At 58.2% G+C, this 15,239-nt stretch carries 15 protein-coding genes; 6 read left to right on the top strand and 9 right to left on the bottom strand.

Features of this window, described 5'->3' with window-relative positions; all coding sequences use genetic code 11:
• Nucleotides 1-43 precede the first annotated feature (43 nt).
• Together DFS28_RS03095 and yccS are read left to right on the top strand one after the other, a co-directional pair.
• Nucleotides 44-1,222 carry an NAD(P)/FAD-dependent oxidoreductase gene (locus DFS28_RS03095; protein WP_111448590.1) on the top strand — a complete coding sequence of 393 codons (1,179 nt, stop codon included), beginning with the start codon at nt 44-46 and terminating at the stop codon, nt 1,220-1,222.
• A gap of 232 nt (nt 1,223-1,454) precedes the next feature.
• On the top strand, nt 1,455-3,638 hold the full coding sequence (gene yccS, locus DFS28_RS03090) for a YccS family putative transporter (protein WP_111448511.1): 2,184 nt from the start codon (nt 1,455-1,457) through the stop codon (nt 3,636-3,638).
• Between the two features lie 143 nt (nt 3,639-3,781).
• Here the strand turns inward: yccS and DFS28_RS03085 are convergent, their stop codons facing one another.
• Nucleotides 3,782-4,519, bottom strand: coding sequence for an ABC transporter substrate-binding protein (locus DFS28_RS03085; protein WP_111448510.1), 738 nt, complete (start codon nt 4,517-4,519; stop codon nt 3,782-3,784).
• Between the two features lie 256 nt (nt 4,520-4,775).
• On the opposite strand from DFS28_RS03085, the gene DFS28_RS03080 reads away from it, so the two are divergent.
• Nucleotides 4,776-5,228: a GNAT family N-acetyltransferase gene (locus tag DFS28_RS03080; protein ID WP_111448509.1), complete on the top strand. Its 453-nt coding sequence runs from the start codon at nt 4,776-4,778 to the stop codon at nt 5,226-5,228.
• A gap of 108 nt (nt 5,229-5,336) precedes the next feature.
• Here DFS28_RS03080 and DFS28_RS03075 read toward each other — a convergent pair whose 3' ends face one another.
• Genes DFS28_RS03075 through DFS28_RS03065 form a run of 3 tightly spaced genes read right to left on the bottom strand, consistent with a single transcriptional unit; the run spans nt 5,337 to nt 8,325 of the window.
• A complete protein-coding gene (locus DFS28_RS03075; protein WP_008151963.1) occupies nt 5,337-5,633 on the bottom strand; it encodes a helix-turn-helix domain-containing protein in 297 nt (98 codons plus the stop codon).
• Between the two features lie 31 nt (nt 5,634-5,664).
• The gene (locus DFS28_RS03070) at nt 5,665-6,156 is read right to left on the bottom strand and encodes a M48 family metallopeptidase (protein WP_008151965.1); all 492 of its coding nucleotides are present in this window, start codon (nt 6,154-6,156) and stop codon (nt 5,665-5,667) included.
• Between the two features lie 45 nt (nt 6,157-6,201).
• Nucleotides 6,202-8,325, bottom strand: a complete 2,124-nt coding sequence (locus tag DFS28_RS03065; protein WP_111448508.1) for a bifunctional diguanylate cyclase/phosphodiesterase — start codon at nt 8,323-8,325, stop codon at nt 6,202-6,204.
• Between the two features lie 323 nt (nt 8,326-8,648).
• Here DFS28_RS03065 and DFS28_RS03060 point away from each other — a divergent pair, with 323 nt between their 5' ends.
• From DFS28_RS03060 to DFS28_RS03040, 3 genes are all read left to right on the top strand, one after another.
• The gene (locus tag DFS28_RS03060) at nt 8,649-9,317 is read left to right on the top strand and encodes a polysaccharide lyase family 7 protein (protein WP_111448507.1); all 669 of its coding nucleotides are present in this window, start codon (nt 8,649-8,651) and stop codon (nt 9,315-9,317) included.
• Between the two features lie 567 nt (nt 9,318-9,884).
• Entirely contained in the window at nt 9,885-10,169 is a 285-nt protein-coding gene (locus DFS28_RS03045) for a fructose-bisphosphate aldolase (protein ID WP_111448504.1), read from the top strand.
• A 258-nt stretch (nt 10,170-10,427) separates the two neighbouring features.
• Complete coding sequence (locus DFS28_RS03040; protein ID WP_111448503.1) at nt 10,428-10,742, top strand: hypothetical protein; 315 nt, start codon at nt 10,428-10,430, stop codon at nt 10,740-10,742.
• A 145-nt stretch (nt 10,743-10,887) separates the two neighbouring features.
• Here DFS28_RS03040 and fba read toward each other — a convergent pair whose 3' ends face one another.
• From fba to epd, 5 genes are all read right to left on the bottom strand, one after another.
• On the bottom strand, nt 10,888-11,952 hold the full coding sequence (gene fba, locus DFS28_RS03035; RefSeq protein WP_008151974.1) for a class II fructose-bisphosphate aldolase: 1,065 nt from the start codon (nt 11,950-11,952) through the stop codon (nt 10,888-10,890).
• A 276-nt stretch (nt 11,953-12,228) separates the two neighbouring features.
• Nucleotides 12,229-12,561: an MliC family protein gene (locus tag DFS28_RS03025; protein ID WP_111448502.1), complete on the bottom strand. Its 333-nt coding sequence runs from the start codon at nt 12,559-12,561 to the stop codon at nt 12,229-12,231.
• A gap of 56 nt (nt 12,562-12,617) precedes the next feature.
• Nucleotides 12,618-12,839 carry a hypothetical protein gene (locus DFS28_RS03020; protein ID WP_046045274.1) on the bottom strand — a complete coding sequence of 74 codons (222 nt, stop codon included), beginning with the start codon at nt 12,837-12,839 and terminating at the stop codon, nt 12,618-12,620.
• A 34-nt stretch (nt 12,840-12,873) separates the two neighbouring features.
• Entirely contained in the window at nt 12,874-14,037 is a 1,164-nt protein-coding gene (locus DFS28_RS03015) for a phosphoglycerate kinase (RefSeq protein WP_033060390.1), read from the bottom strand.
• A gap of 12 nt (nt 14,038-14,049) precedes the next feature.
• Nucleotides 14,050-15,102 (bottom strand): erythrose-4-phosphate dehydrogenase, encoded by a 1,053-nt coding sequence (gene epd / locus DFS28_RS03010; protein WP_111448501.1) that lies wholly within the window; start codon nt 15,100-15,102, stop codon nt 14,050-14,052.
• Nucleotides 15,103-15,239: the final 137 nt, after the last annotated feature.

The following is a 15,239-nucleotide window of genomic DNA, read 5'->3' as shown; positions in this document are numbered from 1 at the left end:
ATTGGTTTATCAGTGAATTTGAATTTTGTATGAGGACACCGCTTTGCGCTCTACCGAAGTCGTGATCATTGGCGCTGGCGCCGCAGGTTTGATGTGTGCGCTGACCGCCGCCGGGCGCGGGCGCAAGGTGATGTTGCTCGACCACGCGAACAAGGCCGGCAAGAAAATCCTGATGTCGGGCGGTGGCCGCTGTAATTTCACCAACATGTACACCGAACCGAGCAATTTCCTCTCGCAGAACGAACACTTCTGTAAATCCGCCCTGGCGCGCTACACCCAGTGGGATTTCATCGGCATGGTCGCCAAACACGGCGTGCCGTACCACGAGAAGAAACTCGGCCAGTTGTTCTGCGATAACAAATCCAGCGACATCCTTGAGATGCTGATCGAGGAATGCAATCAGGTCGGCGTCAGCCTGCACCTGGACACCTCGATCCAGCACATCGAGAAAATGGAAAGCGGCTACCTGCTGCAAACCACCCTCGATCAGATCACCTGCGAATCGCTGGTGATTGCCACTGGCGGCTTGTCGATCCCGACGCTGGGCGCCACCGGTTTCGGCTATCAGGTGGCCAAGCAGTTCGGCCACGACTTGCTGCCGACCCGCGCCGGGCTGGTGCCGTTCACCATCACCGATCAGCTCAAAGAGCTTTGCACCGAACTGTCCGGTACGTCGGTGGATTGCCTGGTGAGCTGCAACGACCAGAGTTTCCGCGAGAACATCCTGTTCACCCACCGCGGCCTCAGTGGTCCGGCGATTTTGCAGATTTCTTCGTTCTGGGAATCCTGCGATACGGTTGAGATCAATCTGATGCCGGACCACGACGTGCCGAGCTGGCTGCAACAGCAGCAAGCCGAACGTCCGAACAGCGAGCTGAAAACCCTGCTGGGGGAAATCTTCACCAAGAAGATGGCCAACCTGCTGGCGGACAACTGGTTCGTCTCCAAACCAATGAAGCAGTACACCCACGCGGAAATCGCCGACATCGCCGAAAAACTGGCGAGCTGGAAAGTGGTGCCGGCCGGCACTGAAGGCTATCGCACCGCTGAAGTGACATTGGGCGGCGTCGATACCAACGAGGTGTCATCCAAGACCATGGAATCGCTGAAAAGCCCCGGCCTGTATTTCATCGGCGAAGTACTCGACGTCACCGGGCATCTGGGCGGTTTCAACTTCCAGTGGGCCTGGGCCTCCGGCTACGCTGCTGCGCAATACGCCTGACTCAAGGGTGTACACAAATAAAATGTGGGAGCGGGCTTGCTCGCGAAGGGGCCATAACATTCAACATCTCTGTTGACTGATACACCGCCTTCGCGAGCAAGCCCGCTCCCACATGGGTGATGTGGTGATCTTTAAAGGAACAGATTTTGCTGTCAGATGTGATCGGCGCCATTGCGCCGGCGTCATTACTGGCTCAATTTAGCGTCATCGCCTCGGAAGGCCCTCGCACTTCATGTCATCGACCCCCTTTAGTCAGTCTCTGCGTCGCCTCTGGGCGCTGGATAAATTCAGCTACAGCGTACGGGTGTTCATCGCCCTGACCGGCAGCATGGCGCTGTGTTGGTACAAGGATGAAATGGGGCTGCTGATCCCGCTGTTCCTCGGGATCATCGCCAGCGCCCTGGCCGAGACCGACGACAGTTGGCAAGGCCGCCTTAACGCACTGGCCGTGACGCTGGTGTGCTTCAGCGTCGCCGCCCTCTCCGTCGAACTGCTCTTCCCCTACCCCGTCGTTTTTGTCATCGCCCTGGCCCTGGCCAGTTTCGGCCTGACCATGCTCGGCGCCTTGGGTGAACGCTATGGCGCGATTGCCTCGGCGACGTTGATTCTGTCGGTCTACACCATGATCGGCGTGGACCAGCGCGGCGGCGAAGTCATCGATTTCTGGCACGAGCCGATGCTGCTGGTGGCCGGTGCCGCGTGGTACGGTTTGCTCTCGGTGCTGTGGCAGGCGATGTTTTCCAATCAGCCGGTGCAACAAAGCCTGGCGCGATTGTTCCGCGAACTGGGTTTTTACCTGAAGCTGAAATCGTCGCTGTTCGAGCCGATCCGCCAGATGGACGTGGAAGCGCGTCGACTGGAACTGGCGCAGCAAAACGGCCGTGTCGTGGCCGCACTGAACGCCGCCAAGGAAATCATCCTGCACCGGGTCGGCAACGGTCGGCCGGGCTCGAAACTCAGCCGTTACCTGAAGCTGTACTTCCTCGCTCAGGACATTCACGAGCGCGCCAGTTCCTCGCACTACCCTTACAACGCCCTGGCCGATGCCTTCTTTCACAGCGACGTGATGTTCCGCTGCCAGCGCCTGCTGCGTCAGCAAGGCAAGGCCTGCCGGGCGCTGGCCGAGTCGATCCAGATGCGCCAGCCGTTCATCTATGACGCCAGCTTCGCTGAAGCCCTGAGTGACCTGCACGCCTCCCTCGAACACCTGCGCATTCAGAGCAACCCGGCCTGGCGCGGACTGTTGCGGTCGTTGCGGGCACTGGCGGCCAACCTCGGCACGCTCGATCGTTTGCTCAGCGATGCCAGTAACCCCGATGCCCTGGCGGACGCCACGGACAGCAGCCTGCTCGACCGTTCGCCCCGTAACCTCAAAGATGTGTGGATACGCTTACGCACCCAGTTGACGCCGACCTCGCTTCTGTTCCGTCACGCACTGCGTTTGCCCCTGGCCTTGAGCATCGGCTACGGGATGGTGCATTTGATCCACCCGTCCCAGGGTTACTGGATCATCCTCACCACGCTGTTTGTCTGCCAACCGAACTACGGCGCCACCCGCCGAAAACTCGGCCAGCGGATTATCGGCACCGCCATCGGCCTGACCTTGGCCTGGGCGCTGTTCGATCTGTTTCCGAACCCCTTGATCCAATCCTGCTTCGCGATCGCCGCCGGGGTGGTGTTCTTTATCAACCGCACCACCCGCTACACCCTGGCGACGGCCGCGATCACTTTGATGGTGCTCTTCTGCTTCAACCAGGTCGGGGATGGTTACGGGCTGTTCCTGCCACGGCTGTTCGATACCTTGCTGGGCAGCCTGATCGCCGGACTCGCCGTGTTCCTGTTCCTGCCGGACTGGCAGGGCCGACGCCTGAACAAAGTGCTGGCCAACACCCTGACCTGCAACAGCATTTACCTGCGCCAGATCATGCAGCAATACGCCGCCGGCAAAAGCGACGACCTGGCGTATCGCCTGGCCCGACGCAATGCGCACAACGCCGACGCGGCACTGTCGACGACGCTCGCCAACATGCTGATGGAACCGGGGCATTTCCGTAAGGAAGCGGATGTCGGGTTCCGCTTCCTGGTGCTGTCACACACCTTGCTCAGTTATTTGTCCGGACTGGGCGCACACCGGGAAACCCAGCTACCGCCCGACGTGCGCGAGCATTTGATCGACGGTGCCGGGGTGAGACTGGCCGCCAGCATCGATGAAATTGCCCAAGGGTTGGCGAGCAAACTGCCGATTGCGATTCAGAGCGATGAGGAAGAAGCACTGGCCAATGAGCTTGAGCAGATGCCGGATGAAATCGATGAAGGGCAGCGGTTGGTGCAGACGCAGTTGGCGTTGATCTGCCGTCAGCTGGGGCCATTGCGGACGTTGGCGGCGCACCTCATCAAGGAAACGAGCGAGGATTGAGATCTGCGGTGGCTGAGCCGGCCTCTTCGCGAGCAAGCCCGCTCCCACAGTGGATCTGCAGTGGATGCAGATTTTGTGTACGGCAGAGATCTAATGTGGGAGCGGGCTTGCTCGCGAAGGGGCCATCACCCACACCACAAAACTCACATCCCATGCTGCTTCATCAACCGCTGATAACTCCCATCCACTTTCATCGCCGCGATCTCGCGGTCGAAACCGGCGACGATCTGTTCATGCCTGGGATTCTTCAGGCTGACCAGGATGTGCAAGCTGTTCTCGCTCAATGCCTTGGGCAAAAACTCCACGGCATTGCGCACCTTGGTTGATTCCCGGGCCAGGAAGTAACGCGCGACGTATTCGTCTTCCAGCGTCAACTTGACCCGGTCGGCGGCGACCATGCGCACAGCCATGGAGAAGTTGTGCACCGGGACTTTCTGCAGCGATACGTCGTCATCGAACGCTGGCGAGTAGGCGTAACCGCGAACCACCGCTATCGGGTAGGTATGCAGTTGTTGCAGGTTGTCGTATTCGATTGGTGTGTCTTTGCGCTTGAGAAAGCGCACCCGGTTGAGCAGGTATTCGCCAGAAAACTGGCCAAGCTTCGTACGATCGTCGGTGTACCAGGCGTTGACCAGCACGTCGTATCGACCCTCGCCCACCCCCAACAAGGCCCGCGCCCATGGCACTTGTTCAAAATCACTGGCATAACCGGCCCGGGCCAGCGCTGTACTGACGATGTCCGTGGCCAACCCACCGTTGACCAGCGTGGAGTCAGTAAAGGGCGGCCAGGCATCGGCTACCAAGCGCAGCTTTTCCGCTGCCGCGCTTTGAGTCAGCAACAGCAATCCAATCAAAGCAAAAGCTTGATGCAATCGCGGCATGCTAGAAAATCCTTAGCGGGCGAGACGCCCGACGTGTTTTCAGCCAAAACTCCAAGCCCCCCGTACTGCCAAACCAGGTACTCACATTAGCTCATAGAAGTCATTGCACAGTGCTTCATCCCAGATTACACAAACAAGACAAGGTCGCGCGAAATGAATGATGGCATTTTGGCCTATGTCACAGATTTCTCTGCCATACAGACATCTTTCGCCTGGGCGCTTAGTATCGGAGCGACGATGTTCAAGGAGTGTGAAGATGACAATCGATTGGGTCTGCAAACACCACAGCGATCTGGGTAAAGAGCAGCTGTACGCCATTCTGCAGCTGCGTGCAGAGGTGTTTGTCGTTGAGCAGAAATGCGCCTATCAGGACGTCGACGGCCAGGATCTGGAAGGTGACACCTGCCATTTAATGGCGTGGGACGGGGATCGGCTGGTAGCGTACCTGCGGTTGCTCGACCCGGAGTTACAGGGTGGCGACGTGGTCATCGGGCGGATGATCATTGCCCCTCAAGCGCGCGGCACCGGGCTTGGGCATGAGTTGATGGCACAGGCGTTGAAACAGGCTGAAAAGCGCTGGCCTGAAGTACCGATCTATCTCTCGGCACAGGCGCATTTGCAGGGGTATTACGGGCGGTACGGTTTTGTAGTGGCGGGCGAGGAATTTCTTGAAGATGACATTCCGCATATCGGGATGCGCCGTCCGTAAGGGCCCCTTCGCGGGCAAGCCCGCTCCCACATTGATCTGCGGCGGCAATGAGATCTAATGTGGGAGCGGGCTTGCTCGCGAAGGCGTCAGTTCATTCACCGCAAAATCTCAGGGATATTCCAGCACCGCTTTGATCTGCCGAAGATTGCGCTCGATCCACCCCCGATCTATCGCCCCCCACTCGCGGATCCGATAACGCCCGGCATGATTGCGCGCGCCTTCTTCCTGCTGGAACTCGCACACAATGTCCAGATCCGCCAATGCCGCGATGGTGTCCTGAGCCGTGCGCCGGGGCATGCCGGTCACTTCGGTCAGCGCCGGGACGCTACTGGCCAACCCGCTATCAATCAGGTACGCCACGTACAACCGACGATAGAAGCTGCTCTTGGTCTTGCTTACATCCATCTAAACACTCCCGGCTGCGATATTTTGATTTCTACTGCATATCCCGCCACGTCAGGTACACCCGCACATCGAACTCCACCTGGTGATACCCCGGCAACATATGTTCGCAAAGCTTGTAGAACGCCTTGTTGTGATCCGACTCTTTGAAGTGTGCCAGTTCATGCACCACGATCATTTTCAGAAACTCGGCAGGTGCATCCTTGAACAATGAAGCGACACGAATTTCTTTCTTGGCCTTGAGCTTGCCGCCTTGCACCCGGGATATCGCGGTGTGCAATCCGAGGGCGCGGTGGGTCAGGTCCAGGCGGTTGTCGAACAACACCTTATCGATGGCCGGGGCGTTACGCAGGTATTCCTGCTTGAGGTCCAGCGTATAGGTGTACAACGCCTTGTCGCTCTGTACCCGGTGTTTTTCCGGGTAACGCTGGCTCAGGTAGTCGCCCAGCCGACCGTCGGCGATCAGCTGGCGCACTTGGTCCTGCAGTGCTGCAGGATAGGCCTGGAGGTATTTCAACGCGGTCATTGGGGCGGCAACACGATTCACGAAAAGGTCGCCAGTGTAGCGAATTCAGCCGGCCAGCGTGTTCCAGTCGAACGGCCGCACAAAGTCGCCGACATCCTCGGCCATCATCGGACGTGCGACCAGAAACCCTTGCACGTACTCGCAACCATTGGCTTGCAGCCACCGATACTGCGCAGCGGTTTCCACCCCCTCGGCAATCACCAGCATCCCGTACTCCTTGCACAGCTCGATCACATTGCGCACCAGCGCCGCATCGCGTGAAGACTCCAAAAGCCGGGCAATCAAATGCCGGTCGAACTTGAGCGTGTCCAACTCCAGATCCCGCAGGTGAGACAGCGAACACGGCCCGGAACCAAAGTCATCCAGGGCCACTCGCACACCCAGGTTACGCAGCAGGCGCAGCTGTTTACGGGTTTCCTCGGGGTTTTGCATCAGGGCCTCTTCAGTGACCTCGACTTCCAGATGGTGCGCCTGTAAACCATGGCGCTCCAGTAACTGGCGCAACTCGGTGACCAGATTGGGCATGCCGAATTGTGTATTGCTCAAACTGACGCCCAGCACCAGGTCGTCGGCAAACAAGGTTTCCCAGGCTTTTCGCTGGCTCGCCCCTTGTTGATAGATCCAGCTGCCCAGGCGGCTGATCAACCGCGCCTCTTCCAGCAATGGCAAAAACAGTCCCGGTGGTACATCGCCGACGCTCGGGTGCTGCCAGCGGATCAGCGCTTCGAACCCGCGAATCTGCCCGCTGGCAATGGCCACCTGAGGTTGATACACCAAATTGAAATCACGGTTCTCGATCGCCGCGTGCACACTTTCTTCGAGCATCAGCCGCGAGCGTGCCCGGCCGTTCATTTCGTGATCGTAGAAACGATATTGCTGACGACCGGCGCGCTTGGCTTCGTACATGGCGATGTCCGACGCACGCAGCAAGCCGTCGAGATTGGAACCGCAATCGGGGTACGTCGCAATGCCGATGCTGGCGCCCAACGCGATATCCAGACCATCGATCTGCTGACAGATCGACACCCGCTCAATCAGCTTCTCGGCAATCTTTGCCGCTTGCTCGGGGAATTCCAGATCCAGCAACGCCGTGAACTCATCACCGCCCATGCGCGCCAGAATGTCGAAGGGCCGCAAACAGGCCTTCAACTGCTCGGACACCCACCGCAGCACCCGGTCGCCGGCATCGTGACCGAGGGAATCATTAACCCGTTTGAAGCCGTCGAGGTCCAGATACAGCAGCACCCAGGCACTCTCGGAGCGTTCGCCACGCAGCAGCAGGTTTTCCGCCGTCTGGTAAAAGCCGCGACGATTGAGCAGCCCGGTCAAGGGGTCAGTGACGGCCTGGAACTCCAGTTGCTGATGCAGATGGCGCACCACCGACATGTCCAGCACCGTCACCACCATCGCCTGTTGTTCGCTGGGCAACGGTGCGCAGGACAGCGCCACGGGCACCTGCTGACCGGGCGCCGTACGCAGCAATGCATCGTGCAGGCGCAGGGTTTCACCGCGTTTGTAACCGGAGAACAACTCGGAGTCGGCCCAGATCGGAATGTGCGGCTTCTGCAGGAAATCCAGAAACTCTTTGCCTTGCAGGTCTTGCACCGTGGCATTGAGCAGTCGCGACATCGCCGGATTGGCAAAGCGGATCAGACCGTCCTCACCGACCACCAGGATGCCTTCGGCGGCATTGTCGAGCACCGAGGCATTAAATGCGCGTGCGACCTCCAGATCGTGGCTCAGGCGCTGCAACGCACGGCGATTGCGCTGATGCTCAAGCAGGGCCTGGACTTTGGGCTTGAGAATTTGCGGGTCGAACGGTTTGAACAGGTAATCCACCGCACCGCTGGCATAGCCCTTGATCACGGCGTCCTGGGACTGTTCGTTGGCGGTAAGGAAAATGATCGGCGTGAGGCGGGTTCGTTGGCTGCCGCGCATCAGGCGTGCCACTTCAAAACCGTCCATGCCCGGCATCTGCACATCCAGCAGCACCAGGTCGACATCGTGTTCGAGTAACAGACTGAGCGCCTCGAAGCCCGAGGCGGCGGTCATGACCTGCCAGTCCTGGCGCTGCAACAACGCGCGCATGCTGATCAGGTTTTCAGGGTAATCATCGACGATTAAAAGAATTGAGTTGCCTTCAGCTGGCGTGGGTTGCGCGCATTCCATGCTGCTTCTCTTATGCGGGACGTCAGGCCGGTTTCTCGTGAAAACCGGACAAATACTAAGCCCTCACTCTAGACCGGGTTCCGCAAAAGCAGAAGCTATCAGTACGCCATCATTTAACTAAAGCGTCCATTTGCCGACTAACGGTCGGCGCCACAGCCCCCTGAAACCGGGAAAGATGGCCTTTTAACAGGATTTTGACGCCACCCGTTTGTCATTTACGCATTAACAAATTGAACTTCTGCGATTATAAGGATTGCCCCCAAGGCGCGTGCCAGAGCTTCTGGAACGTACGTGCAGTAAAAAAACCGTGGAAGCTTTTGTCTATGATCGATCTCGCAACCTGGAACCTCAGCGTTCCCGTCGGCAGTCCGCCGTACACCGTTGAAACGTCAAAACTGGTGGATGGCTTCAAGGACCAATACTTCCACTCCGACACCGGCACGCTGTTTTTCTGGTCCCCGGTCACCGGTTCTACAACTGATAATGCAAAGTATCCCCGCACCGAACTTCGCGAAACCTACAGCAATGGCACGCTGAAAAACTGGCTCTACCCGGACGCCGACAACACCCTGCGCGCCACCCTGGCGGTGAATCAGGTACCAAGTTCGGGGAAGATCGTCATTGGCCAGATCCACGCCTATGAAAGCCAGAAACCGATGGTGAAGCTCGAGTATCAATACTCGACCAGCACCCAGTCGGGCAACATCGTCGCCAAGGTTCGTATGCACCCTGATGACGATGCCCCACGGATAATCACCATCGCTACCGGAGTGAAACTGGATCGGGAGTTTTCCTACCTCATCCACCTGAGCCCGGGCGGCGCGCTGGGCATCAGTGCGGCGGGCTACCAGTGGGACACCGACATCAGCAAGACCTGGAGCGTCAAGCCGCTGTACTTCAAGGCCGGGGTTTATGTGCAGGACAACACCGGGTACACCAGCGAAGGCGGGCAAGTGACGTTCAGCAAGCTGGATATTGATCACGATAGGTAATCCCCCTCACCCTGATCGTTTCCCACGCGCAGCAAAGGAATGCAGCTCGGGACGCTCCGAAGAACAACTCCATCTCGGCAGCGGCTACAAATCCCAGCGTCCGCAAAATTCGTAGGACTCCTCCGACCGTGGCGAGGGAGCTTGCTCCCGCCGGGATGCGAAGAGCCCCAAACCCTGCTACGCAATTTCCTCAGACACACCGTAGTGCTCGGTTTTACGACAGCTGCGCTGCCGAACGGGAGCAAGCTCCCTCGCCACAATGCCCGTGCGCGCTCCTACAGCCCGGTTGCAGCCACCAAAGTCGCCGCTTATAGTTCGCCCCGTCGCTGACAGCAGTCGGCGATAGGGTTTCGCAGCCCTTACGATATAAGTGAAGCCAAGCACCATATGAACAACGACGGTCGCATCAGCGCCCATCGTCCGTTTTATGGTGGCTGTGTGTGGGAGACCTTCGGGTCTGCCGGGTTCCTTGTATCCTCGGTCTGCGAACCCGCACACAGCTACCACCCCATTCGGTTCGCAGCGAACGGCAGTAGCTCTTCTTTTCGATACAAGGAAGATTTACTTATGACAATGAATAATCCGCCGCGCCGCTTCACCCCCATGTCCCAATTCGCCACCGACTACCCCGTCCTGCTCATCGACAGTGACGCTCCACTCCGCGAACTCCACAACTGCGTCAGCGAACGCCTCAACGCCGTTCTCAAATACCTCAACCTTATGGCATGCACCAGCCTGCCGGACTACGCCGAGAACGACATCAACACCGTCACCAACATCGCCCGGATCATGGTCCAGGATGTAAGCGATGTGTTTCGGGTGATTGAGCAACGCGGGTTCGATAACCCGTAAATAGCTGAGCATCAGGCTTTTTAAGGATAAGGGGACGATTAAATAAATCTGCCCCTTTCCCCTCACTTTTTCCGCAAAAAAATCTGACTTTCTATAGCAAAAAGATATTAAGAACTGTCACTTATTACAGGTGACCGTGCACCCTCACAGAACTAACCTTATGTACGAAACACAAAAAAGAAGAACAAGGCAAATAAGTAAATCCGGCCCTGTTCCTTTTTCATTTTTGCGATCTCCAACATCATAAGGATATAAAGTATGGGCGCTTTAGTAGGAACTTTTTATGGTGCGCTTGCCGAAAATCACGTCTATTTGACAGTCCATAGCAGTGATGACTATGCAGGTCCGGTTAACGCGACCGCCAATGTTAATGGAAAAACCGGAACAATCAACGGGACGCAGAGCATCTGGGCAAACTACACAACTATTACGCTCAGCGGGATGGTGGGTGGTAACACAGAAAACTGGACACTTACAACTTCCGACTTTAACACTCTGAATGGGACCCGAAGTTTCACTGAAGCTACCGGCATTTCGTACTCTCAACAAGTAGGGCTTGGTCGGATTGGGTGAGCGCAAAACATATAAAACAGAGAATGTCAGCCATAAATATTCAGGATAAAAATGTTACCTGTCGGCGCATCTGATGCAAAACGTTCCGCCCACAAAAAACCCGCATCGCTGCGGGTTTTTTAATACCGGTAATAACGCTTACGGCTTAGTTAACCTTAGCGTTCAACTCACCCTTCAAATAACGCTGATACATCCCTTCCAACGAGATCGGCTTGATCTTCGAAGCATTACCCGCCGTACCAAACGCTTCATAACGTGCGATACACACATCACGCATGGCAGTCACAGTCGCGCCAAAGAACTTACGCGGATCAAACTCGCTCGGGTTGGTGGCCATCAGGCGACGCATCGCACCGGTGGACGCCAGGCGCAGGTCGGTGTCGATGTTGACCTTGCGCACGCCGTGCTTGATGCCTTCGACGATTTCTTCAACCGGCACGCCGTAGGTTTCTTTGATGTCGCCGCCGTACTGGTTGATGATCGCCAGCCAGTCTTGCGGAACCGACGACGAACCGTGCATCACCAGGTGGGTGTTCGGGATGCGTTTGTGGATTTCTTTGATGCGGTCGATGGCCAGCACGTCGCCGGTAGGCGGCTTGGTGAACTTGTACGCGCCGTGGCTGGTGCCGATGGCGATGGCCAGGGCGTCGACCTGGGTGCGTTTGACGAAGTCAGCGGCTTCTTCCGGGTCGGTCAGCATTTGGCTGTGATCCAGAACGCCTTCGGCGCCAATGCCGTCTTCTTCACCGGCCATGCCGGTTTCCAGCGAACCCAGGCAGCCCAACTCGCCTTCTACCGATACGCCGCAGGCGTGAGCCATGGCCACGGTTTGTTGGGTAACACGGATGTTGTAGTCGTAGTCGGTCGGGGTCTTGCCGTCTTCGCCCAGGGAACCGTCCATCATCACCGAGCTGAAGCCCAGTTGGATGGAGCGCTGGCAGACGTCAGGGCTGGTGCCGTGGTCCTGGTGCATGCACACCGGGATGTGCGGGAATTCTTCGATGGCGGCGAGGATCAGGTGACGCAGGAACGGTGCGCCGGCGTATTTGCGAGCACCGGCCGAAGCCTGGACGATCACCGGGGAGTCAGTCTTGTCAGCGGCTTCCATGATGGCGCGCATCTGCTCAAGGTTGTTGACGTTGAAGGCTGGAACGCCGTAGCCGAACTCGGCTGCGTGGTCCAGCATCTGGCGCATGCTGATAAGTGCCATTGTGTGTGTATCTCCCGGTTGAGGGTCGTTAATCGTGCCAGCCTGCCGTAGCGGCGGCGGCTATTCAAGTTATTGCAGATCGGGGGTTGCCCCGGCCTGCCAATTCGGTGCTGAAAATCTCAAGAACCTACAGAGAACCACTGTGGGAGCGAGCTTGCTCGCGAATGCGGTTATACATTCAACATCTATGCAAGCTGATCCACCGCCTTCGCGAGCAAGTCGGATCGCCGCACCGCCGCTCCCACATTTGGATCTCTGTGAATCAAATCAATCGTCTTACTCGGCTTTACAACCGCGGCCGATCAAATCATTGGTGGCGACCCAGTACACCAGGCCTTCCTCACCTTTTATGTGAAACGCCAGCATGTCGTTGCTGTACAGCGAACCTTCGGCGCCCGGCTCATGCTTCAAGCGGTAGACCTGATCGGCACCGCCCAGGCGAACGTCGACTTCCTTGCGGCTGTCGTCGGTGTAGCGCCAGAGCACTTTGGCCTGACTGTCGCAGGTCCAGGTGGTCCAGCTGTCCGTCGATTCGGCAGGCTTGAACAGGTTCAAATTAGCGCAACCTGCCAGCAGAGCCAGCGCCGTAACGGCGATAAAACCTTTCATCCATGTTCCTCGACTGACGGCGCACGCCGCCAGCCCTGAGTAAAGTGTCAGACCCTTCAAGGGCAACCATGTTCCTTGGCCGGGGTCTGTGTCTCGTATTTGTCCAGGCCATCAGGCCCGGAACGCTTGTTGATCACCGGGTTGGTTTCGGCCTGCCAGTCGGCCTGGTAGCAGCCTTTGTCCTGTTCAGGCGTCTCGGGCACCTTGGGGGCTTTCGGGTTACTCCCGCAAGCCGCCAGCGACCCCGCGATAATCAGCAGCGCTAATGTTTTGACCATCTGAACACTCCTTTGCCTGGTCAAATGGGCGGCCTCAGGCCTTCGCCCGGCTTTCCAGGACTTCAACGGCCGGCAGCACCTTGCCTTCGACGAACTCGAGAAACGCGCCGCCACCGGTAGAAATGTAGGAGATCTGATCGGCAACGCCATATTTATCGATGGCGGCCAGGGTGTCGCCGCCGCCAGCGATGGAGAATGCCGAGCTTTCTGCGATGGCTTGGGCCAGGACTTTGGTGCCGTTACCGAACTGGTCGAATTCGAACACGCCCACCGGGCCGTTCCACAGAATGGTTTTGGACGACTTCAACAGCTCGGCGAAATTCGCCGCGGTCTGTGGGCCGATGTCCAGAATCATGTCGTCTGCAGCCACATCAGCGATCAGCTTGACGGTAGCGGTGGCGCTTTCAGCGAATTCCTTGGCAACCACGACGTCGACCGGCAGCGGCACGCTGACCTTGGCGGCGATGGCGCGAGCGGTGTCCAGCAAGTCTGGCTCGTACAGGGACTTGCCGACCGGGTGACCGGCAGCAGCCAGGAAGGTGTTGGCAATGCCGCCGCCGACGATCAGCTGGTTGCAGATCTGGCTCAGGCTGTTCAGCACGTCGAGTTTGGTCGAGACCTTGGAGCCGGCAACGATGGCAGCCATTGGTTGAGCCGGGGCGCCAAGAGCTTTACCCAGTGCGTCCAGTTCGGCGGCCAGCAGTGGGCCAGCAGCGGCGACTTTGGCGAACTTGGCCACGCCATGGGTCGAACCCTCGGCGCGGTGAGCAGTGCCGAAGGCGTCCATCACGAACACGTCGCACAGGGCGGCGTATTGCTGGGCCAGTTCGTCAGCGTTCTTTTTCTCGCCTTTGTTGAAGCGCACGTTTTCGAACAGCACGATGTCGCCGGCCTTCACGTCAACGCCGCCCAGGTAATCGGCCACCAGCGGCACTTCACGACCCAGAGCCTTGCTCAGGTAGTCAGCGACTGGCTTGAGGCTGTTCTCGGCCGAGAACTCGCCTTCGGTCGGACGGCCAAGGTGCGAGCAGACCATCACGGCCGCGCCTTTTTCCAGGGCCAGCTTGATGGTCGGCAGCGAGGCCAGGATTCGCGCATCGCTGGTGACTACACCGTCCTTGACTGGGACGTTGAGGTCTTCGCGGATCAGTACGCGCTTACCTTGCAGATCGAGGTCGGTCATCTTCAACACGGTCATGGGTCGCATTTCCTACTGTTTTGGAGAGGCAGATGTATGCAGATAGTGTTCCGCAACATCCAGCATTCGATTGGCAAAACCCCATTCGTTATCGAACCAGGCCAGGATGTTCACCAGCCGTGGGCCGGAAACTCGAGTCTGACTGGCATCAACGATGGCCGAATGTGGGTCATGGTTGAAATCACAACTGGCGTGAGGCAACTCGGTGTAGGCCAGAAGGCCTTTGAGCGGGCCATGGGTGGCGGCCTCGCGCAGAATCCGGTTGACCTCGGTGGCGTCGGTATCGCTCACGGTCTGCATCGTAATGTCGAGGCAGGACACGTTAACCGTCGGCACCCGCACGGCTTTGGCCTGAATTCTCCCGGCAAGTTCCGGCAGCAGGCGCTCAATGCCTCGCGCCAGACCAGTGGACACCGGAATCACCGACTGAAACGCCGAACGGGTGCGGCGCAAGTCTTCGTGATGATAGGCGTCGATCACCGGCTGATCGTTCATCGCCGAGTGAATGGTGGTGATCGACACGTATTCCAGACCAATGGCCTGATCCAGCAGGCGCAACAGCGGCACGCCGCAGTTGGTGGTGCAGGACGCGTTGGACACCAGCAGTTCATCACCGGTCAGGCAATCCTGGTTCACGCCGTAGACGATGGTGGCGTCGACATCCGCTTCGCTGGCCATTGGCTGGGAAAACAGCACGCGCGGCGCGCCGGCGTCGAGGAAACGCTGGCCGTCTTCACGAGTGTGGTAAGCGCCGGAGCACTCCAGCACCAGATCGACGCCCAGCGACGCCCAATCGATGCCTTCGGGGGTGGCACTGCGCAGGACCTTCACGCAGTCGCCATTAATATGCAGACAATCGCCCTCGACCCTCACTTCTCCGGGAAACCGCCCGTGAGTGGAGTCGAAACGTGTCAGGTATTCGATGCTGGCCATGTCCGCCAGATCGTTGATCGCAACAATTTCAAACCCGGCCTTATCGCCTCGCTCAAACAACGCACGCAAGACGCAACGACCAATCCGGCCGTAGCCGTTGAGTGCAACTTTGTAAGGACGCGGTTGAGGCATGGGGTTCTCGATTACCGTGGTGAATCCGTCATTGCAGTGTTGGTCGGACCGACGCCTTCGCGAGCAAGCCCGCTCCCACAGGAGAATGCATTCCACTGTGGGAGCGGCGGTGCGACGATTCGACTTGCTCGCGAAAG

The sequence above is a fragment of the Pseudomonas sp. 478 genome, from assembly GCF_003254125.1.
In the GTDB taxonomy this organism is placed as follows: domain Bacteria; phylum Pseudomonadota; class Gammaproteobacteria; order Pseudomonadales; family Pseudomonadaceae; genus Aquipseudomonas.
The sequence above is the reverse complement of the archived record's forward strand: the minus strand, read 5'-3'. Positions and strand labels throughout refer to the sequence as shown.

What these genes read in the sequence shown, in the direction of transcription:
- DFS28_RS03045 (WP_111448504.1), top strand. Translation starts at nt 9,885, where the DNA reads ATGACAATGAATAATCCGCCGCGCCGCTTCACCCCCATGTCCCAATTC.
- DFS28_RS03075 (WP_008151963.1), bottom strand. Translation starts at nt 5,633, where the DNA reads ATGGATGTAAGCAAGACCAAGAGCAGCTTCTATCGTCGGTTGTACGTG.
- DFS28_RS03040 (WP_111448503.1), top strand. Translation starts at nt 10,428, where the DNA reads ATGGGCGCTTTAGTAGGAACTTTTTATGGTGCGCTTGCCGAAAATCAC.
- DFS28_RS03070 (WP_008151965.1), bottom strand. Translation starts at nt 6,156, where the DNA reads ATGACCGCGTTGAAATACCTCCAGGCCTATCCTGCAGCACTGCAGGAC.
- DFS28_RS03065 (WP_111448508.1), bottom strand. Translation starts at nt 8,325, where the DNA reads ATGGAATGCGCGCAACCCACGCCAGCTGAAGGCAACTCAATTCTTTTA.
- DFS28_RS03085 (WP_111448510.1), bottom strand. Translation starts at nt 4,519, where the DNA reads ATGCCGCGATTGCATCAAGCTTTTGCTTTGATTGGATTGCTGTTGCTG.
- DFS28_RS03020 (WP_046045274.1), bottom strand. Translation starts at nt 12,839, where the DNA reads ATGGTCAAAACATTAGCGCTGCTGATTATCGCGGGGTCGCTGGCGGCT.
- DFS28_RS03080 (WP_111448509.1), top strand. Translation starts at nt 4,776, where the DNA reads ATGACAATCGATTGGGTCTGCAAACACCACAGCGATCTGGGTAAAGAG.
- fba (WP_008151974.1), bottom strand. Translation starts at nt 11,952, where the DNA reads ATGGCACTTATCAGCATGCGCCAGATGCTGGACCACGCAGCCGAGTTC.
- DFS28_RS03060 (WP_111448507.1), top strand. Translation starts at nt 8,649, where the DNA reads ATGATCGATCTCGCAACCTGGAACCTCAGCGTTCCCGTCGGCAGTCCG.
- yccS (WP_111448511.1), top strand. Translation starts at nt 1,455, where the DNA reads ATGTCATCGACCCCCTTTAGTCAGTCTCTGCGTCGCCTCTGGGCGCTG.
- DFS28_RS03025 (WP_111448502.1), bottom strand. Translation starts at nt 12,561, where the DNA reads ATGAAAGGTTTTATCGCCGTTACGGCGCTGGCTCTGCTGGCAGGTTGC.
- DFS28_RS03015 (WP_033060390.1), bottom strand. Translation starts at nt 14,037, where the DNA reads ATGACCGTGTTGAAGATGACCGACCTCGATCTGCAAGGTAAGCGCGTA.
- epd (WP_111448501.1), bottom strand. Translation starts at nt 15,102, where the DNA reads ATGCCTCAACCGCGTCCTTACAAAGTTGCACTCAACGGCTACGGCCGG.